This window comes from Mucilaginibacter aquariorum (genome assembly GCF_024498135.1).
In the GTDB taxonomy this organism is placed as follows: domain Bacteria; phylum Bacteroidota; class Bacteroidia; order Sphingobacteriales; family Sphingobacteriaceae; genus Mucilaginibacter; species Mucilaginibacter aquariorum.
In genome coordinates this window covers 2132460-2151570 of record NZ_JANHOH010000001.1, presented here as the reverse complement: position 1 = coordinate 2151570, position 19111 = coordinate 2132460, and the positions used below count along the sequence as shown (strand labels likewise).

Below are 19111 nucleotides of genomic sequence, written 5' to 3'. Positions count from 1 at the left end.
TATAACTGCCAACTCTTATGCCTATCCTTTAGGTTCTGTTGCCAGTACCAGTTTTATATTTAGTTTTTGTGCTATATCCATTACCTGTACCACATCTTGTATAGCCACTGTGCGGTCTACATACAATACAATCGTTAGCTCGGATGCAAGCGCTTTATAGCTTTGCAACGTAGGTTGTAATTGATCAACCGGTATTGCTTTTTTATCAATAGTGTACTTTAGATCTTTATCTATAGATACATTGATGGTTTTTTTAGATACCGATTGCCCGCTTGATGATTTAGGCAGCATTAACTTGATCACATTGGGGTTGGTTACCGTAGATGCGATCAGGAAAAACAAAAGCAGGAAGAACATGATATCGTTCATGGCCGAAGTATGTACTTCTGCTGATGCGCCTTTATGTCTTTTTCTTAAGTTCATTTGCTTGGTTCTTCTAACAGGTCAATAAATTCAATAGCATCTGTTTCCAGTTTCAAAATTACTTTATCAACCATCATATTCAAAATATGATAACATACATAGGCAATAATACCTACGAATAAACCGGCGGCCGATGTTACCATTTTTACATACAACCCACCAGATATAACGCCCATACTAATGTTATCTGTTTTAGATATATCATAAAATATTTTAATTACCCCGGCAATAGTACCCAGGAAACCAAACATGGGTGCAATACCGGCAACAATACCAATAATACCAATGTTTTTTTCCAGTTTGGATACTTCCAGTTTGCCCACGTTCTCTATAGCGCCTTCAATATCTTTTATTGGGCGACCGATGCGTAACAAACCTTTTTGCAGCATGCGGCCCAGGGGCGAATTACTATTTCGGCAAATGGCTATAGCCGTTTGCAGATCGCCCGAAACGATGCTGCTGCGCACCTGGGTCATTAAATGCGATTCATCTTTAGATGCCTTGCGGATGGTAAAGAAACGTTCAAAAAATATAACAAGGCCTAATACAGCCAGTATACCAATTGGTATCATTACCCAACCACCTTTTATCAGCAAATCGCCAAACCTAAGTTCTTCTTCAGGTATTTTTGCCAATTGTTGAGCGGCCTGTTGTGCGGTATCAATAAGTTTTGCGGTGGTATCTGCAACCTGCAATAATAACATCATAGTTTTGGTTTAATTTCTAATGGATAAATGTCCTTACTAACTTTTTTTTCTTTCAGTAGTTCCCTTATTGCTTTTGCGGCTTCGGCTCGGGTTTTATAAGTGCCGAGGGTAATTCGGAAGCGCCGGTCTGGCACCCCTTGCACCAAACGGGCTTCTACCCCTAATGTTTTATAGTTTTTAAGAGAGCGATTAGCTTCTTCTAACTTTTTAAAAGTACCGCCTAGTACTTCCCACCGTGTGCTTAAACTATCTGTTGCGAAAGTACTTATTTTAGATAACGTATCTTTTGTCGGTGTATTTTTTACAGGTGCTGTTGTATCTGCAGGGAGTACTATTTTTGTCGTGTCTTTTTCTTCGGTTGTGTCAACCCTGGTTGTAATAACAGGTTGTTTTTGGGCTTTAGGCTGCGACGCTTGCGGATTAAATGCCGATGGGTTGTATTTGTTAACCAGGTATACTGCAAGGGCTGTAAGTAATACCGCCAGCGTTACAAAAGTAAGAATAGAGTTTCTTCGCCTTTTGTGACTTTGCTTAACAAGATAAGCTTCATGCTCCTCGTTTGTCTCAAACTCCTGCTCATTATCTACCTCCGCAGGAACAGCTACAGGTGCCGAATAATTTACTGTAGATGTGGCAAGCGTATCGGCAGGTGCAGCACCCAGCTTACGAAGCTTTACAGGCTGATATCCAAAAAAATCCGGATCGGTACTAACCTCCGTATTTAGCTTAAAAAACAATTGCGCATCTTGTGTATAAAACCAGCCCAGGTCTGCAAGCGGGGCTTCGGCAGACTGTGCCTGAAGCTTTATGCCATTGATAAATTTATCGGTAAAGTACTGGGATGATGCAAGCGAAATGTTCTTCCTATCAGCAATGTATTGTACTAAAGTTACATCATCTACTTCTTGCGGATCGAACTGCACGCTATAAGTAGGGGGGTATAATTTACCCTCCTTCTCGTTATAATGACCATTTATACGTGTATGCGTAAAATTGCCTAAACCCGGTACGCTTACGTTTCCATTTTGCGCCAGCAGTTCGCTTATAAAGTAGCCTACATCCATTCGCTAAAAGTACTGATAATTATAAAACATCAAAATGCTTAAAACGCATAACCTACTCCGGCAAATACATTAAACCCGTAATTTGGGTAATAAACCCATGTTTTGCTGTTCGCATTCAATATGTTATTGGCCTGTGCAAAAACCGAGAACTGTTTGTTTATTTTATAAGTAACACCGCCACTTAAATCAGCAAACGATGCGATTTTGGTATAAACAGGGGCCTCTGCAGTGCTGCCTGTAACCAGCAATGGATCTTGTGTTGAACCGCGGAACATTAACGAACCGTTGATATCAACCTTGTCATTAATATGGATGCTTGTACCTGCGGTTAGTATAAATTTAGGCAGATTCCATGGCTGTGCTTCGCTGGCCATTTTGTAATCTTTAAATTCTACACGGCCATATACGTTTACATCTTCACTCGCTTTAAAATCAAGTTCGCCATTAAAGCCGCTTACGCGTGTATCGCCATTATCATATATTACCTGGTACCTGTTAAGTGTATTGGTAAAATTGCTTACAAATAGCGGAAGGTTTTTTATGCTGTTGCGATATACGGCAGCTTTAAAGCCAAGGCCAGGTGCCAGCGTTCCTTTTAGTCCAAGGGTGATATCCAGCTTATCTACTGAATTGATAAGGTTAATATTTTCACCCAGGAAAGGATTGGTTTCGGTAAAGTCTTTTATTGATGCACGGTTGATATCACCTTTAGCTTCGGCAAACAGGCGTACATACTTAGGTACTACCTGAAACTCCAGCTTAGCGGCAGGGAATATGAAAAAGCGATCAGATACGCCAAACTCTTTGGCAATGTTTATGCCCGCGTCAATCTTGTAGTTCTCACCCTGAAACTTGATGTATGGGTTAGCCCGTATTATGCTGTTATTGTTGGAATAAAGAACATCTTTTTGTGTACCCAGATCTAATGATGCGCTTAAGCCGGCATAAAACTGTTTAACGGTTTTATTTAAAAAACCACTTACTACAACATTACTTTCTTTTGCACTATATGCATTGTTGAATATATATCCCTTAAACTTTGCAGCATAGGTGAAAGCGTTTTCTTCATCCTTAAAGTTCTTGGCTATTTCGCCCTCGGCGCCAAAAGTGTTAAAGGTTTGTTTTGCCGGGTTAAAATCTACCGGTGGGTTGTTCTCATCAATACCATAGAAATAAGTTTGATGGCGTTTATAATTTATACGACCTGTAAGTGTATTTTCGGCGTTTATGCTTTTACCAAACACGCCAACTTCCTGGCGACTATCGTTCTGCTTATCTATAGAACCGCCAGATTGTGCAAGGTGTTTAACATAACCCCCAACTTGAAGGGCTTCGTCTGGTCCGTTACCAAAGTAGCCTTCTGCAAAGGTGGTTTTCATGCTTCCAAAACCAACCTTAGCAAAGTTGTTTAGCTGGGCAGAGTCTTGCTCGGCCGGCCTTTTCATCGCTTCCAGCTGGCGGATGTTATTATCCTGGGCAAGCTTTTTATCTAAAGGTGTATAGTTTAAAGGCGCCTTGTAGGGTGTTTTATCTTCCAGATCGGGATTGCGGCGAATTTTTACCGCCTCAGCCAATACAGGTTTGTACGATGTGGTAACCACTATCTCTTCGGCCAGGCTGCTGTTATTATTCGCAGGGTTGTTCTGTCCGCCTTTTTTTGTAGTATCAGCAGCGGGTACCTTTGAGGCGGCATCGCCTAAGTTTTTTGCACTGGCTTTTTGCGCGGTAGTGCCTTTGGCCGGGGCTTTTGCTTTAGCCGCAGGTTTCTGCGTGGTTTTAGCCGGCTGTTTTTTAGTCGTCGTCTTCTTTGTTTGTGCTGTAGCAGGAACAAAGTAAAATACCGTTAATAAGGTAAGCAGTGCTATGGTGTATTTTAAATTCATTGCTTGTCTCTTTCTATTGTTCTTTGTTTTCCTGTTTAGTTGGTTCGGTTGCAGCCGGTTTGGTAGTATCCTGTTTTGTAGTGTCAGGTGTTGTTGCTGCAGGTTTCTCTTCTTCTACCGGTTTAGTTTCAGCAGGTTTGTTCTGCTTGGCTTTCTGCGGTTCAAGTACATCCATTTTCTGGCGGGCGGTGGTTAAAATATCATCGTCGCCTTTATAATTCTCAATAATACTTTGCAGTGTTGCTTTTGCCTGGAAGTTATCTTTTAGGCCAACATAATTATCGGCTAATAAAATATAGGTTTTAGCTACCCAATAATCGTAGTTAGGCAAATCCTTAACCAGATCGAAGCAGGTTTTTTGCGATGTTTTATACTTACCCTGCAAATACTCAACATTGGCAATATTGTATTTGGCTTCGGCTGCTGCAATGGTTTTGGTATTGCTAACGGTATAGTTTAGCTCTTTAATGGCTGCAGTGGTATCACCCCGTTGCAGGTAGGCTTTACCGGCATATAATCCGGTCTTAAATTTATCTTCCTGCGATGATTTTTCGTTTTCGCGTACCAGTTTAACATACTTCAGCACGTCATCAGGCATGTTTATCTGCGAGTAGCATAACAGCAAGTTGTTAACGGCAAAGCTATAATCGGCCTTGTATTCCGAGTTTGTTTCCAGCCTTTTCAGGAACACAATAGCATCATTATACTTTTTCTGGCTCATATATAATTTAGCCATGCTAATCAGTGCTTTTTCGCTGTAGGCGCTTGTCCAATCGTTCAGGATAACGTTGTAATCTACAACAGCCTCGTCTGTTTTGCCCATGTTACTCAAGCCCTGCGCACGTATAAACCTTGCTTGTTTTTCGTAGATCTGTTTGGTTGGGAATTTGTCGAAGTAAGCATTTACGGCGTTTACCGTTCCCTGCCAGTCGCCTTTTAAATAAAGGTTGTTAGCGGCAGTATACATAATACTTTCCTGCTCGGCACTGCTGTAGTTACCAATAGCAGTTGAATTGGCATAAGTTAAGAACGATTGTGCATCGCCCTTATCGGTGTAGATCTTTTCAACCTGTTTCAACGCCTGTTTGGCCTCGTCAGAAGAGGAGTACTCTGCTACCACTTTTTTAAACGATTCGGTAGCGGCCTCGTCATTGCCTGCATTGTAATCTACCAAACCTATGGTGGTGTATGCGCGTGGTACATAACTGCTGTGCGGATACTTTTGTATCATGGCGTTCAAGTCTGATTTGGCACGTTCACCATCATTTTTCAGGAAGTAAGCGTAGGCTATCTCAAATGCCGAGTCATCAGCATAATCCGAATTTGGGAACTGGCTCAGCAAGCTGTTCAGCGTTGCTATTTTGGCATCGGGGTTACCTTGTAAGCCCTGGATAATACCGCGCTGAAACAAGGCATATTCCTGCCCCTGGCTGTGGCGCTCAATAATACGGTTGTAGTTCTGTAAAGCGCTGGCATAACTTTTCATCCCGAAATAACTATCTCCCAGTCTGCTTATCGCGTCGTTTTCTGTGGCCTGGTCTTTTACGTCACCCCGTAAAAAGCGCTCAAAATATTTGGCTGCCTTGCTGTACTGCTCATCATAAAAGGCAGCGTAGGCCAGTGCATAATTCGCAAAGTTGGCAACGTCGGTCTCCTTAGATTCGGGCATGGATAAAAACTCCTCAAAGTTTTCAACCGACTCGGTGTATTTGCGTACCTCGTACATTGATTCGGCCATCCAGTAAAGGGTTAAGGCCTTTACTTTGGAATCAACCGGATATTGCAGCGAGCGAAGGAATATACCTATCGCATTCTCAAATGCGCGTTCGTTATAAAATTCCAACCCGCGGTAATAGGTTACTTTTTGATAAGCTATCTGCGCGCTTTGCGATTTGTTTGGTATCGGTTCCAGTATCTCAACGGCTTCTTTATAGTTCTTTGAGTTAAGCAATGCCTCGCCCAGTAATATCTTCACCTCATCGTTACGGGTAGATCGTGGATAGTTTTTTAAATAGGCACGTGTTGCAATAAGCGCTTCGTTGTTAAAGTCAAGCTCATACGATAACTTGGCGTACTGGTACAGCGCGTCTTCCTGCAATTGCTTATCGTAATTTAACCTTGATGCTGTTAAGAAAGCGTTACGGGCGCTTTGCTTGTTGTTCATTTTAAGGAACACATCGCCCAGGGTGTAACTACCGCTTTGGCTGTAATTATCGTTTTGGGCAACAAGTTTTTCTAATATGGTTGCGGCTTTGCCGTTGTTACCTACCTTATAATACGCGTATCCTATTTGGTAGCTATCCTGTGTGTTTTGTGTGCTGCCCTTATCAGCATCTTCAAAACGGCTGTAATATTCAACCGCCTTATCATAATTAGCCTTTGCAAAATACGATGCACCAATAATGCGCAGCATCTCGGTTTCGTTTTGCTGCTTGGTGCTGTTAATAATAGGGATGGCGTAGTTAATTACATCATCGTATCGCTTATCTAAAAAGTAAACAGCCGTTATATAATATGGATAGCTGTTCTCGTATTTTTTTGAGTTTTTTAGCTTTTCGAAATTTAATAAGGCTAAATGGTAGTCCTTGTTTAAATAAGCTATGTAGGCAAAGTAATAAGTGGCATCGTCAGTAAAAGGCGACCTCTTGTTTTTTACTTCGGCAAACATTAATTGCGCGTTCTTATAATCGTTGGTAACAAAATAGGCGTAACCCTTCCTGAATTTATACTCCGTATTTTGGGCGCCGTTTAAGTCAACCGCATCAACTTTGTTAAACCAAACCAGGGCCTCGTCAAACTTGCCTTGTTTAAAGTATGCTTTACCCACCTGGAAGTAGGCCTGTTTAGTGAGAGGATTTTCGGGGTGCTCTTTTATAAAACGGGTAAACATGCTTTCAGCATCATCATTACCCAGTTCAAGCGCACAAAGCGCTTCATAATATTGCGCGTTCTCTTTTAATAAAGACAGCTCCGATTCAAATTTTGATTGCTGGCCGGTCTTTAATCTTATCTGTTCAACCAAACGGTATTGCTCGGCGGCGGCAGCGTATTTACCCATCGCCAGCAAATTATTCGCATTTTGATAAGTGCGGTTGGTGTGGAATGATGGGTTTTGTTGCGCCAGTGCCGGCAGGGCTAAAAATACCGGAGCAATAAGGGCGATGTATTTAAGTTTAATCATAAAGGCATTAATGATGGTGCTAAAATAGCTAAACGCAAAAATGCAATCCACATTAGTAATTAACAAATGTGGATAAGCACTTTTTTTAAACGATGGCGTGAATACCGGTGGTATGCTTGTGGAAAACTTTAAATATGAGGATAATATGTTTGCAAAGTTATCAACAGCAATAATAAAATCTTAAAAATAATTGAGGCTATTAAAACGTTTGGTTAATAGCATGTTACAAAAGTTATTCTCCGTTTTCTTTATATGTAGTTTGATGTTTGGTATATTTGCATTTAAAGCCGATAAGCAGCCGGTTACCTACATTACCTTACAAAATCAGGCCCTTAAAATAATCCCAAAAGAATTTTATATAGCCGCATTTATTGATGGGCGTAAGGATATTACCGCTATTGGCAGCTTGCAATCAACAACAAACCTTCCCGGTAAACCTGCAGAAACGTATAGTATCGACCTAAAAGGCGGCACGGCGGCTATTAAGAATTTTGTTAGCTACAGTTTACCTGTTAATAAAAGCCTGCGCCCTATAGTTGTAAAGCTAAAGGCTTTAAACGTTACCGAAGCGCCTGTTAATGGCGGCATAGTTAAGGGTGATATCAAACTCTCTATATCTTTTTACTTACAACGGGGGGAAGACCTTGTGCATTTAGTTGATTACAATACCAACACAACCTATCAGCGCAGGCCCGGCCCGGCACAGCAAATTGAGCCATTGTTAAGGAGCGCGCTAAGTAACAGCATGGTTTATTTAAATAACTGGATGGATGCACAGGCAGGTGGTAATATTAAACTGGCCAAAAGAGTTAAAGTAAGGTTTACTGAATATAATGAAACTGTAGAAGGCGATACCATATATTATAATGTTAAACGACCTTTAAAATGGTCTGATTTTATAGGGAAGCCGCTACCCAACAGCAGGAATGGGGCCGAGGTTTTTGCGGGATTAGGGTATGATGAAAATGTAAACGTGGCAAACAGTATTGTAAGTGTTACTCTTGTCCTAAAAATATATGTGCCTAAAAGCGCTTGCTGGGTAAGTACTGCAGACAAAAACGATTACAGCCTAAACCACGAACAGCGCCACTTTGATATTGCCCGGTTAGTAGCCGAACATTTTAAGCACAACATAGCTGCCGAAAATTTACCTCCGGATAATTATGATGGTACTATAAATATGGCATACCTTGATGCTTTACGGGAAATGAATAAGCTACAGAAACAATATGATGGTGAAACCGCGCATAGCAGAAACACCTATCAGCAGCAATTGTGGAATGATAAGATAGATAAAGAATTGCTTGAACTGGGGATAAAAGGGAATGCCCTTTAAGCCGCGGCCGGTGGTGCAAGGTTCTTTTTTATAGACTTAAGTAATACACTAATATCAAATGGTTTTGCTATAAAATCATTTGGGCCGTTCTCCTGGTTCAGAGTATTACCAACATTATGGCTTGCAGATATCATTATAATAGGAATATTATGCGTGGTATCTTGTTTTTTAATTGCTGTGCAAAGCTCGCGTCCATCCATATTGCCTAGCATAATGTCAAGTAGTATCAGATCCGGGTGCTTGTCCCGTATGGTATCCATTAAATAATGCCCGTCTGAAAGAGTGTCTACTTTATAACCCGAATCCTCAAGGATAAACTGAAGTACTTCTAATATATCATGATCATCATCTACAGCTAATATCCGTCTCATATATGTATCAATAAGTATCTGTATGCATTATAGTTATTTATGCCAGCAATACTTATACCAAAATGAAAATATAATGAAATTAAGCTGGTTTTTTAACGATATACCTCGATTTTTTGCAATTGGCACAGAAGTATCTTTTTAGGGGCAAAAAGAAAAGCAGGTTTTTTACAATCCAGGTTCTATGTAATTGGTGATGAAATAAATTGCCGCATTTTGGGCAGTAAGTGCTGGGAGATTTAGCTATATGACTCAATTGTTACGGTAATAAAATATTATACTAAAAATGTTAAATGTTAAAGTATGGTTTGCTGTATGTTAATTAAATGTTACGCAAAAGTGATCTTATACGCTACAAGAAAAGAAATGTTCAATTCTCTTTAAAAAAGTAAAATAAAAATCATTCGAGTGGTTTATTATTAAGATAATAGCTTCAAGGCTGTGCCTGATAACTTTTCAGAATATTAAGTTAGTTTAAATAAATGATAATTTAAAATTAAATTATTAATAATCCTAATAGTTAAAAAAAATAGCTCGGAAAGCAATTTCATACTCTTCATGTTAACGGTTAAGAGGATAAATATAGAAAAGGGATTCCAACTATTTACTTAGGTAGTGGGCAAAACGTTGATTATCGTGTTACCTAACAAGATAGTTACAAATTTGGGGAGATGAAACAAAAAATCCCGCTGTATGGCGGGATTTTTTGTTTGAATATTATTGAAGTTTTAGCTCCATAAATTGCTTGGATAGGTCCCATTCTCTACCAATTCTGATATTGATTTTTGAACAATAGGCTTATCCTCTTTATAAGTAACTCCAAACCATTTGGTTGATGTTGGGATAACTTTAAATGTAGCTGTGCCATTCTTGATCAATTCATCGGCCACTAAAGGGATAAAGAACTCTGATTTTGGATTGGTTTTATTTGCTTCAACAAACTCTTTGAAAAGTTCTTCGCTTTGTTTGAATACGGCAGGGGTAAAGCCCCAGAAGTTCATAGAAACACGGGTCTCCGGATCTAAAGGAAATTCTTCGCCATTGTCTTCATAAGCTACAGAACCATCTTCTTTAAAGTACACTTTTAAACGCTCGTTAATAGCAACCATGTTGCCATCTTCTACCTTACAAACACCGCGGGATACTGTGCCATGGTCAGATAAGGTACGGTCAACCTGGTAACCTATAATAGCATATTTATCATCGGTTACTTCGGTAGTAAGAAATTTAGCCATTTTTTCGTAGGCATCGTAGCCATAAAAGTCATCAGCATTGATAACGCAAAAAGGCTCGTTTACCTGGTTGCGCGCAGCTAATACAGCATGTGCCGTACCCCATGGTTTTGCCCTTTCAATTTGTTCGGTAATACCAAAAGGCTCCAAATCAAAGCTTTGGTACACGTAATCGGTTTCGATACGCCCTTTTAGTTTTGGTTCAAATATGGCTTTAAAAGGCTCTGCAAATTCTTCGCGAATAATAAAGCTTACCTTTCCAAAGCCTGCTTTAATAGCATCGTATATAGAATAATCAATAATGGTTTCGCCATTAGGGCCAAAGCCATCAACTTGTTTCATACTGCCATAACGGCTGGCCATTCCCGCGGCCAAAATCAATAATGTAGGTTTCATGCTAAAAGTAGGTTTAGATGTTTTTTTGTAATACACAATGATAAATGTGTATAAATGTTTTAAAATTTATTTAATATACCTGAAGTCCTGGCCGTTTTTAATGTTTAGTAAAACCTCGTAAATAAGGCGTATTACATTATCAACATCCTCTTTGTGGATCATCTCTACCGTGGTATGCATATAGCGCAGTGGTAAGGATATTAATGCCGATGGAACACCATCATTTGAATAAGCAAAGGCATCAGTGTCCGTACCTGTAGACCTGCTCGACGCCTGGCGCTGGAAGGGAATATTGGCTTTCTGTGCCGATTCTATGAGCAACTTGTTCAAGTTATTTTGTACCGCCGGGGCGTATGATATAACCGGGCCTTTGCCACACGCCAGGTCGCCCTGGGTTATCTTGTTTATCATTGGGGTGCCGGTATCATGGGTAACATCGGTAACAATAGCTACGTTTGGTTTAATGCGGTGGGCTATCATTTCGGCGCCACGTAAGCCAATTTCTTCCTGTACGGCATTTACAATGTATAAACCAAACGGAAGTTTAATATTATTCTGTTTAAGCAAACGGGCCACCTCGGCAATCATGAAACCACCTGCACGGTTATCCAGCGCACGGCCAACATAATAGCGGTTGTTCAGCACCATAAACTCGTCTTCGTAAGTAATAACGCAACCTACATGGATGCCTAATTTCTCTACTTCTTCTTTGGTGGTGCAGCCGCAATCTAAAAATATGTTTTTCAGGGTTGGGGCTTCTTCCTTTTCGCCGCCTAAGCGGGTGTGAATGGCGGGCCACCCAAAAACAGCTTTAACAATACCATTATCTGTATGGATATCTACACGTTTTGATGGGGCTATCTGATGGTCGGAACCGCCATTACGGATAACGTAGATCAAACCATCGTTGGTGATATAGTTTACAAACCACGAGATCTCGTCGGCATGTGCTTCAATAACTACCTTGTATTCGGCCTCTGGGTTGATAACACCAACCGCCGTACCATAATTATCTACAAAATGATCGTCGATATAAGGTTTTAAATACTCCAGCCAAAGCTCCTGGCCTTTCCACTCAAAGCCGGTTGGAGAAGGGTTATTGATATATTTTTCAAAAAAAGCTAATGAGGTTTCATTTACTATAGCAGCTTGCTGCTCTGCTTCTGGTTTCTTTTTTGCCATTTGTATGTAATAATAACGCTATGCGGGGGGAATAGCCGTGGGCAAATATAATAAAGCTGTTGATAATGAAGCAACATCTGTAAAAAGCAGTACAACCTTATTTATTACTTAACATTTACTTTATAATGTAAGCACACCTTTGCGACGTAATAAAAAGATCAGTTAATTTAGTTAGTTAGTAAAGGTCAGTTTGCGCAAGGCGAGCTGACTTTTTTATTTTAATGGTAAGTTTTTCTCCATTATAACATAATCAAGGCCGTTTTTATGGAAGTTTTCGCCGGTTTCGGTAAAGCCAAATTTAGCGTAAAAACCTGTGGCAGATAGCCTTGCATTACACCAAAGCCGGGTGCCATTTTCCCGCTCAACAAAAGCGGTTATATAGGATAATAATTGTGTACCAATGCCCCGTTTTTGTGTATCAGTTGTTACCGCAAATTTTCGAAATTGCCAATCGGTACCATGCTGAAACAACGATACCACGCCAACCAACGCATTATCCTCAAAAGCGCCAAAGTGGTAACCGTGGTTATCCTCCTCCATTTCCATATTGTGCATATACTCGCCCGGATAAAGTATATCCCTGCGCAGGCGCCAGGTTAGCTGAGGGGTTATTTGTTCGATAGAAAGCATGGTTGTGGATTTCGAATGTTCAATTTCGAATGTATGCAAATTTAAATTATTCTATCATTTGCCGTTGGCTTCAGCCAACGGAATAGCAGACAAACAATAATGGCTTTAGCCAAAATAGATAGTTCGCTTAGTAGATACCTTGCATCATATACGCTTGTTCATTACCCCTAAGCTCACAAGCGGGACGCTTGCGGTAGTGGTGATGATATATGCTCACATTCCAACTGACGCGGTAATTTGCATTTATTCAACGGGGGTATAAACTCCAATATATTCAATATATTTTGAAGGCATCTCCTTCGACACGCGAATTCTGACGTCTCTTCCAAGTTTAAGACTGTCAGCTATTTCCATGCTTTCAATACTACAAACATTTTGAAATACCTTACCACCATACTTATAACGGATATGAACATAAACCACACCTCGTGTATATTCGATACTATCTACCTGTCCCAAACCATTTACAGATTCCTTCATGGCCATAGCCCTTTTATGGTGCATGCAAACCATGTATATGATAAAAATCATAAATGCCGCTACAACTAATATTATCTCTTTTTTTTTCACAATTGTAGTAATCCGAGAACTTAAAATAGGGAGATTTTTCCGAATATATTTTTAATTACAACGGAATATTCCCATGCTTTTTCTTCGGGTTATTCACCACCTTATTCTCCAGCATTTTAAAGGCGTGGATAAGTTTGATGCGGGTTTCGGCGGGGGCTATCACCTCATCTATAAAACCACGTTCGGCGGCACGGTATGGGTTGGCAAAGATAGTGGCGTATTGCTCTTCTTTTTCGCGCCATTTGGCTTCCGGGTCTTCGGCTGTGGTTATTTCGCGTTTAAAAATGATCTCGGCGGCGCCTTTTGCACCCATAACGGCGATCTCGGCACTTGGCCAGGCGTAATTCATGTCCGCACCAATATGTTTGGAGTTCATTACATCATAAGCACCGCCATAAGCCTTACGGGTAATAACGGTAATACGCGGAACCGTGGCCTCGCAGAAAGCGTAAAGCAGTTTTGCGCCGTTGGTGATAATAGCGTTCCATTCCTGATCGGTACCCGGTAAAAAGCCAGGGACATCTTCAAAAACCAGCAGTGGGATATTAAAGCTATCGCAGAAACGTACAAAACGCGCGCCTTTGGTTGATGAATTAATATCCAGCACACCCGCCAAAAACGCGGGCTGATTGGCAACTATACCAATACTGCGACCGGCTAACCGGGCAAAGCCCACCACAATATTCTCGGCAAAGTCTTTATGCACTTCCAGGAACGATGCATCATCAATCACCTGCTCAATCACCTCGCGGATATCGTAAGGCTGCGATACATTCTCTGGCAGGATATCGGTCAATGCGGGGCGTTCCTCGTTCTTTACCTGGTAAGGCAGGGCAGGGGCACGGTCCTCGCAGTTTTGCGGCATATAACTCAGTAGTCTTTTTACATTATTAATGGCCTCTATCTCGTTAGCGCACGCAAAATGCGTTACGCCCGATTTAGTGGCATGCGTATTTGCACCACCCAGTTCTTCGGATGTTACTACTTCATGCGTTACCGTCTTAACCACATTGGGGCCGGTAACAAACATGTAGGAGGTATGCTCAACCATCAAAATAAAATCGGTAATAGCGGGGGAGTATACCGCGCCGCCGGCGCATGGCCCCATAATAGCTGATATTTGTGGCACAACGCCACTTGCCATGGTATTGCGGTAAAATATATCGGCGTAGCCACCAAGGGATACTACACCTTCCTGGATGCGTGCACCGCCAGAGTCGTTAAGCCCTACAACGGGTGCGCCATTTTTCATGGCCAGGTCCATTATCTTGCAGATCTTTTCGGCATGGGTTTCTGATAGCGATCCACCAAAAACGGTGAAATCCTGCGAGAAAACGTAAACCAAACGGCCATTTACGGTGCCATATCCGGTAACCACACCATCACCAGGATACTTTTCCTTCTCCATCCCAAAATCGGTAGAGCGGTGCGAAACCAACATACCTATCTCCTGGAATGAGCCATCGTCCAGCAAAAAGTGCAGCCTTTCGCGGGCAGTTAATTTCCCTTTTTTGTGCTGACTATCAATACGTACAGCGCCTCCACCTTCAAGCGCCTGATCGCGCTTTTTTTGTAAAATCTCCAGCTTTTTGTTCACGATGTGGTTTATTGGTAAAGCGATAAAATTAGTAATTATATTGTAAGATTAGCTTTAAACGGCATAATGATACCTTGCATATTCAAAAAATCTTATCTTTGCATCACATGAAAAACAGAATTTTCAAAAATTCGGTAGTCGTATTATTTATGAGCATCTTTATTGTAAAGATGGTTATATCTACTGCGTCTGTTTTTATATGTATTGATAATAAAACAGTTCATGCAGTTATTATGCAGCTTGAGCATGAGTCAAAAAACGAAAAAGAAGACCCTGAAAAGGAAACTTTTAAAGAGAAAAAGATTTTTGACGAAAGCATTAACCACCTTGTGGTTTACAGGCCCTTTATTGTTGAAACCAATATACTGCATAACTTAGAAAACTCTCTTTATCAACAGGTTTACCACCCTACGGTACCTACCCCGCCTCCCAACGCATAACAATTTTAGCCGGATATTTTATATCCGGTGAGCTACTACACACCCCTGTTTTTTTAATTCAGGCGGGAAAACTATGTGCTGTTTTCAACCATTACCGGTGTTGCTTAACATGCTGTTTATTTAAAGTTTCATTATAAAATTATTGTTATGCAAATCAAGCAAGGCGGCGTTTCCGCCGGCGATCTTAACCTGAAGAAATATTTTCTTGCTAAAAACTTAAAAAAAGATATACCTGCCGGGCTGGTGGTATTCCTGGTGGCCTTACCCTTGTGTTTGGGTATAGCACTGGCATCAGGCGCCCCCCTATTTTCCGGAATTTTATCGGGTATAATTGGTGGTATAGTAATTGGCTCGCTCAGCGGTTCGCAACTAAGCGTGGCTGGGCCGGCAGCGGGTTTAACCGTAATTGTACTAAACTCAATTGCCAGCCTTGGCTCGTTTGATGCATTTTTGCTTGCCCTGGTTTTGGCCGGTGGTATCCAGATCATCCTTGGCTTAGTTAAAGCAGGTACAATTGCCAACTATTTCCCATCATCGGTTATTGAGGGGATGCTGGCCGCTATCGGTATTATCCTTATCATGAAGCAGTTTCCGCATGCGGTGGGCTATGATGCGGATTTTGAGGGTAACGAGGGTTTTAGTCAGGCCGATTCAAGCAACACCTTTTCGGGTATAGTAAATGCTTTAGGCAAGATAAACTATGGCGCGTTAATTATTAGCACTGTTTCTTTATTGCTAATGATATACTGGCCCAAAATTAAAAAAGTGGCTATGGTACCGGCCCCGCTAATGGTTGTGGTAATCGGTGTACTATTAGCTACTTTATTTGCCGGGACAGATTTGGCACTTTTAGATAAACAGTATGTACAAATACCATTAGTGAATAGCACAAGTGAGTTTTTTGGCCTGTTTAAATCGCCAAACTTTAGCGGTATAGGTAACAAAGAGGTTTGGATAACCGCGGCTACTATTGCTATTGTAGCCAGTTTAGAAACCTTATTAAGCCTGGAAGCGGTAGATAAAATTGACCCTATTAAGCGTATATCGCCAACAAACCGTGAGCTGGTTGCCCAGGGTGCGGGTAACTTAGTGAGCGGTATGTTAGGCGGTTTACCAATGACGGCCGTAATTGTTCGTTCATCGGCTAACGTAAATGCAGGCGCGCGTACAAAAATGAGCGCGATATTCCACGGTTTTTTACTGTTGATATGCTTACTGGCTATACCATCATTACTAAATAAGATCCCGCTATCGTGTTTGGCGGCTATATTATTAACAGTAGGTTATAAGTTGGCAAGGATAAGCCTGTTTAAGCATATGTGGCACAAGGGGCTTGATCAATTCATCCCGTTTGTGGTAACCATTGTGGCTGTTATACTTACCGATTTGCTTATTGGTGTGGGTATTGGTATGCTGGTAGGGGTGTTTTATATATTACGTACAAATTTACGTAACCCTTATTTCTATACCATTGCGCCAAATGGCGAAAAAAATACCATCCGCATAAAACTTGCCGAAGAGGTATCCTTTTTAAATAAGGCCGCTATACAAATAACGTTAACCAGCCTGCCTAAAGGCAGCGATGTAATTATTGATGGTTCACACTCGCGCTACATTGACCCGGATGTATTGGAGATCATCAACAATTACAAGCACAATGCTTACACCAAAGGCATTATTGTGCAATTAAAGGATGTAAAAGAACGGTATGATATACCGCCTTTGAAAGATCTAATTTACAAACCATAAAAGAATTATCATGTCTATCACAGAAAATAAAAAAAACGGAAATACGCCGGCTATTGATGCGGGCAATATCAAACTGGCACAAGCCCAGAGCTATAATAACTTAATTAAGGGCAATAGCAACTGGGTAGCCGAGCGCGTAAAAGAAGACCCTGAATATTTTACTAAACTGGCACAGGGCCAGCATCCCGAAGTATTATGGATAGGCTGCTCAGACAGCCGCGTACCTGCAAACGAAGTAACCGGTACCAAGCCGGGCGAAGTATTTGTTCACCGTAATATTGCCAACGTTTGCGTACACTCTGATATGAATATGCTTAGCGTGCTTGATTATGCCGTTAACGTATTAAAGGTAAAACATATTATTGTAGCCGGCCACTATGGCTGTGGCGGTGTTGCCGCCGCTTTAAGCAACAAGCAGTTTGGGATTATTGATAACTGGTTGCGCCATATTAAAGATGTTTATCGCTTACATGCCAACGAGCTTGATCGCATTACCGACGAAAAAGCCAAGGTTAACCGCCTGGTTGAACTAAACGTAACCGAACAGGTTTACAACCTTTGCAAAACATCTATCATACAAAATGCATGGATGGATCGTACAGACCTGCAGGTACATGGCTGGGTAGTTGATATTAGTACCGGTTTTATAAAAGACCTTGGTGTAAGCAGCAGCAACCCACATAACCTGGGTTATGTGTACGAGTTTGACAATGTTGAGGCTACCGCAGCGCATTAATTAGCCCTATATCTATTCTATATATCCCCCGATTGCCACTGCAGTCGGGGCTTTTTGCTTAAGCGTGCATGTGAACTTTTAAGTGTTCTATTGGTTATATTTACAAACAATAAGCAACCTTAATAAAAAATGCTGAGGCAACCACAGGGCAAACGCACTTTAAATCAAAACCTAATGCTGGCGTCATCGTCGGCATTTGTGGCGGGTATTACCGATGTGGTAGGGTTGCTGGCCTTCCTGGCTTTTACATCAAACATTACTGGGCATGTAGCCAACCTGGCCAAAAATATCCTGCAGCAAAATTTTAATACCATTATCATGTTTGTGGTGTGGCTTTTAATGTTCATGATGGGGTCGTTTGTTTCCAATTTCATCGTGCAATCTTTAAAGCATAAAAGTTTTTATAAAGCACACTCGGCGCCCATTATATTAGAGATAGTAGTACTGTTGTTTGTGGCCATATACGGGCATAACTTTTACCAGGAAACAGAGCTGGAGCGCAAAATAGTTATTAGCGCATTGCTTTTTGCAATGGGCCTGCAGAACGGGCTGGTATCAAATATATCCGGCGGATTGATCAAATCAACCCATCTTACCGGCTTGTTTACAGACCTTGGCGGTGAACTGGCCGATTGGATGCACCCCAAAACCAAAGAAAGCGAAACCGTAAAGAATAAAATATACGTGAGGCTAACCATACTTACTTTTTTTATTTTTGGCGGATTGGCAGGCGGTTATTTTTTTAACCTGTACGAGTTTAAGGTATTTTACTTTGTGCCCGTTATTTTGCTTACGATATTGTACTATGATTTATTACCTGTATTTTTCCATAAAGTGTTCCAGGTAATTTATCCCACCAAAACAAAAAACATCAAAAATTAAACATACCTATGTGCGCTACTAGATTAATACACGACACCAGCCATATTACCTATGAAAGCTTGCTGGATGGCAACCGTCAGTTTGTTGCTGATGCCTTAAGTGAAGACCCGCAGTACTTTGATAAGCTGGCCAACGGGCAAACACCACCCGTTTTGTGGATAGGCTGCTCAGATAGCCGCGTGCCCGCCAACCAGATAACCAATACCAACCCCGGCGAAATATTTGTACACCGTAACATTGCCAATATGGTAATACATACCGATATGAGCATGTTAAGTGTATTGGATTATGCGGTGAATGTGTTAAAGGTAAAGCATGTTATTGTAACCGGCCACTACGGTTGCGGTGGCGTACTGGCATCCATGAGCAATAAACAGTTTGGTTTGATAGATAACTGGCTGCGCCATATAAAGGATGTTTACCGCGTGCACGCCCGCGAGCTTGATGCCATTGCTGACGAAGCAAAACGCGGCGACCGCCTGGTAGAACTGAATGTAGTTGAAAACGTAAGCAACCTTTGCAAAACATCTATTGTGCAAAACGCATGGCAAAAGGGCCAGGAACTTAATGTACATGGTTGGGTGTATAGCCTTGCTACCGGCGTTATTACCGATATGAAGGTTAGCACAGATAACAACTCCAAAATGGATGAGGTGTTTAGGTTTGAGAAGAAATAGAATCAAAAAGAGTCAAGAGTTAAGAATCAAGACATAAGACATTTTCATGTCTCCGCAG

General features: G+C 41.2%; 17 protein-coding genes. 6 read left to right on the top strand and 11 right to left on the bottom strand.

The window, feature by feature from the left end:
* Positions 1-21: 21 nt before the first annotated feature.
* From NPE20_RS09325 to NPE20_RS09305, 5 genes are read right to left on the bottom strand one after another with little or no spacing between them, the layout of a single operon-like run.
* Complete coding sequence (locus NPE20_RS09325) at positions 22-423, bottom strand: ExbD/TolR family protein (RefSeq protein WP_256538346.1); 402 nt, start codon at positions 421-423, stop codon at positions 22-24.
* Positions 420-1130, bottom strand: coding sequence for a MotA/TolQ/ExbB proton channel family protein (locus NPE20_RS09320; RefSeq protein ID WP_256538345.1), 711 nt, complete (start codon positions 1128-1130; stop codon positions 420-422). Before NPE20_RS09320 ends, NPE20_RS09325 begins: the two co-directional genes overlap by 4 nt.
* Positions 1127-2194, bottom strand: a complete 1068-nt coding sequence (locus NPE20_RS09315; RefSeq protein WP_256538344.1) for an HU domain-containing protein — start codon at positions 2192-2194, stop codon at positions 1127-1129. The genes NPE20_RS09320 and NPE20_RS09315 overlap by 4 nt, the downstream gene beginning before the upstream one ends.
* 38 nt (positions 2195-2232) lie before the next feature.
* Entirely contained in the window at positions 2233-4077 is a 1845-nt protein-coding gene (locus NPE20_RS09310; protein WP_256538343.1) for a porin family protein, read from the bottom strand.
* 13 nt (positions 4078-4090) lie between these two features.
* Positions 4091-7258 (bottom strand): tetratricopeptide repeat protein, encoded by a 3168-nt coding sequence (locus NPE20_RS09305; protein ID WP_256538342.1) that lies wholly within the window; start codon positions 7256-7258, stop codon positions 4091-4093.
* A gap of 262 nt (positions 7259-7520) precedes the next feature.
* Here NPE20_RS09305 and NPE20_RS09300 point away from each other — a divergent pair, with 262 nt between their 5' ends.
* Complete coding sequence (locus NPE20_RS09300) at positions 7521-8594, top strand: hypothetical protein (protein WP_256538341.1); 1074 nt, start codon at positions 7521-7523, stop codon at positions 8592-8594.
* On the opposite strand, the gene NPE20_RS09295 is transcribed toward NPE20_RS09300, so the two are convergent.
* From NPE20_RS09295 to NPE20_RS09270, 6 genes are all read right to left on the bottom strand, one after another.
* Entirely contained in the window at positions 8591-8965 is a 375-nt protein-coding gene (locus NPE20_RS09295) for a response regulator (protein ID WP_256538340.1), read from the bottom strand. The two genes, NPE20_RS09300 and NPE20_RS09295, sit on opposite strands and share 4 nt — an antisense overlap.
* Positions 8966-9690: 725 nt before the next feature.
* Positions 9691-10590 (bottom strand): nucleotidyltransferase family protein, encoded by a 900-nt coding sequence (locus NPE20_RS09290; RefSeq protein WP_256538339.1) that lies wholly within the window; start codon positions 10588-10590, stop codon positions 9691-9693.
* A gap of 66 nt (positions 10591-10656) precedes the next feature.
* On the bottom strand, positions 10657-11772 hold the full coding sequence (locus tag NPE20_RS09285; protein ID WP_256538338.1) for a M42 family metallopeptidase: 1116 nt from the start codon (positions 11770-11772) through the stop codon (positions 10657-10659).
* Between the two features lie 213 nt (positions 11773-11985).
* The gene (locus tag NPE20_RS09280; protein WP_256538337.1) at positions 11986-12441 is read right to left on the bottom strand and encodes a GNAT family N-acetyltransferase; all 456 of its coding nucleotides are present in this window, start codon (positions 12439-12441) and stop codon (positions 11986-11988) included.
* Positions 12442-12645: 204 nt separating this feature from the next.
* Positions 12646-12972, bottom strand: a complete 327-nt coding sequence (locus tag NPE20_RS09275) for a hypothetical protein (protein WP_256538336.1) — start codon at positions 12970-12972, stop codon at positions 12646-12648.
* A 55-nt stretch (positions 12973-13027) separates the two neighbouring features.
* Complete coding sequence (locus NPE20_RS09270; protein WP_256538335.1) at positions 13028-14569, bottom strand: acyl-CoA carboxylase subunit beta; 1542 nt, start codon at positions 14567-14569, stop codon at positions 13028-13030.
* Positions 14570-14676: 107 nt separating this feature from the next.
* On the opposite strand from NPE20_RS09270, the gene NPE20_RS09265 reads away from it, so the two are divergent.
* The 5 genes from NPE20_RS09265 to can (NPE20_RS09245) all read left to right on the top strand — a co-directional run bounded on the left by NPE20_RS09265 (position 14677) and on the right by can (NPE20_RS09245) (position 19053).
* Positions 14677-15009 (top strand): hypothetical protein, encoded by a 333-nt coding sequence (locus tag NPE20_RS09265; protein WP_256538334.1) that lies wholly within the window; start codon positions 14677-14679, stop codon positions 15007-15009.
* A 147-nt stretch (positions 15010-15156) separates the two neighbouring features.
* A complete protein-coding gene (locus NPE20_RS09260; protein ID WP_256538333.1) occupies positions 15157-16758 on the top strand; it encodes a SulP family inorganic anion transporter in 1602 nt (533 codons plus the stop codon).
* A gap of 10 nt (positions 16759-16768) precedes the next feature.
* Positions 16769-17494: a carbonate dehydratase gene (can, locus tag NPE20_RS09255; protein WP_256538332.1), complete on the top strand. Its 726-nt coding sequence runs from the start codon at positions 16769-16771 to the stop codon at positions 17492-17494.
* Between the two features lie 129 nt (positions 17495-17623).
* Positions 17624-18376 carry a YoaK family protein gene (locus NPE20_RS09250; RefSeq protein WP_256538331.1) on the top strand — a complete coding sequence of 251 codons (753 nt, stop codon included), beginning with the start codon at positions 17624-17626 and terminating at the stop codon, positions 18374-18376.
* An 8-nt stretch (positions 18377-18384) separates the two neighbouring features.
* Positions 18385-19053, top strand: coding sequence for a carbonate dehydratase (gene can / locus NPE20_RS09245; RefSeq protein ID WP_256538330.1), 669 nt, complete (start codon positions 18385-18387; stop codon positions 19051-19053).
* Positions 19054-19111: the final 58 nt, after the last annotated feature.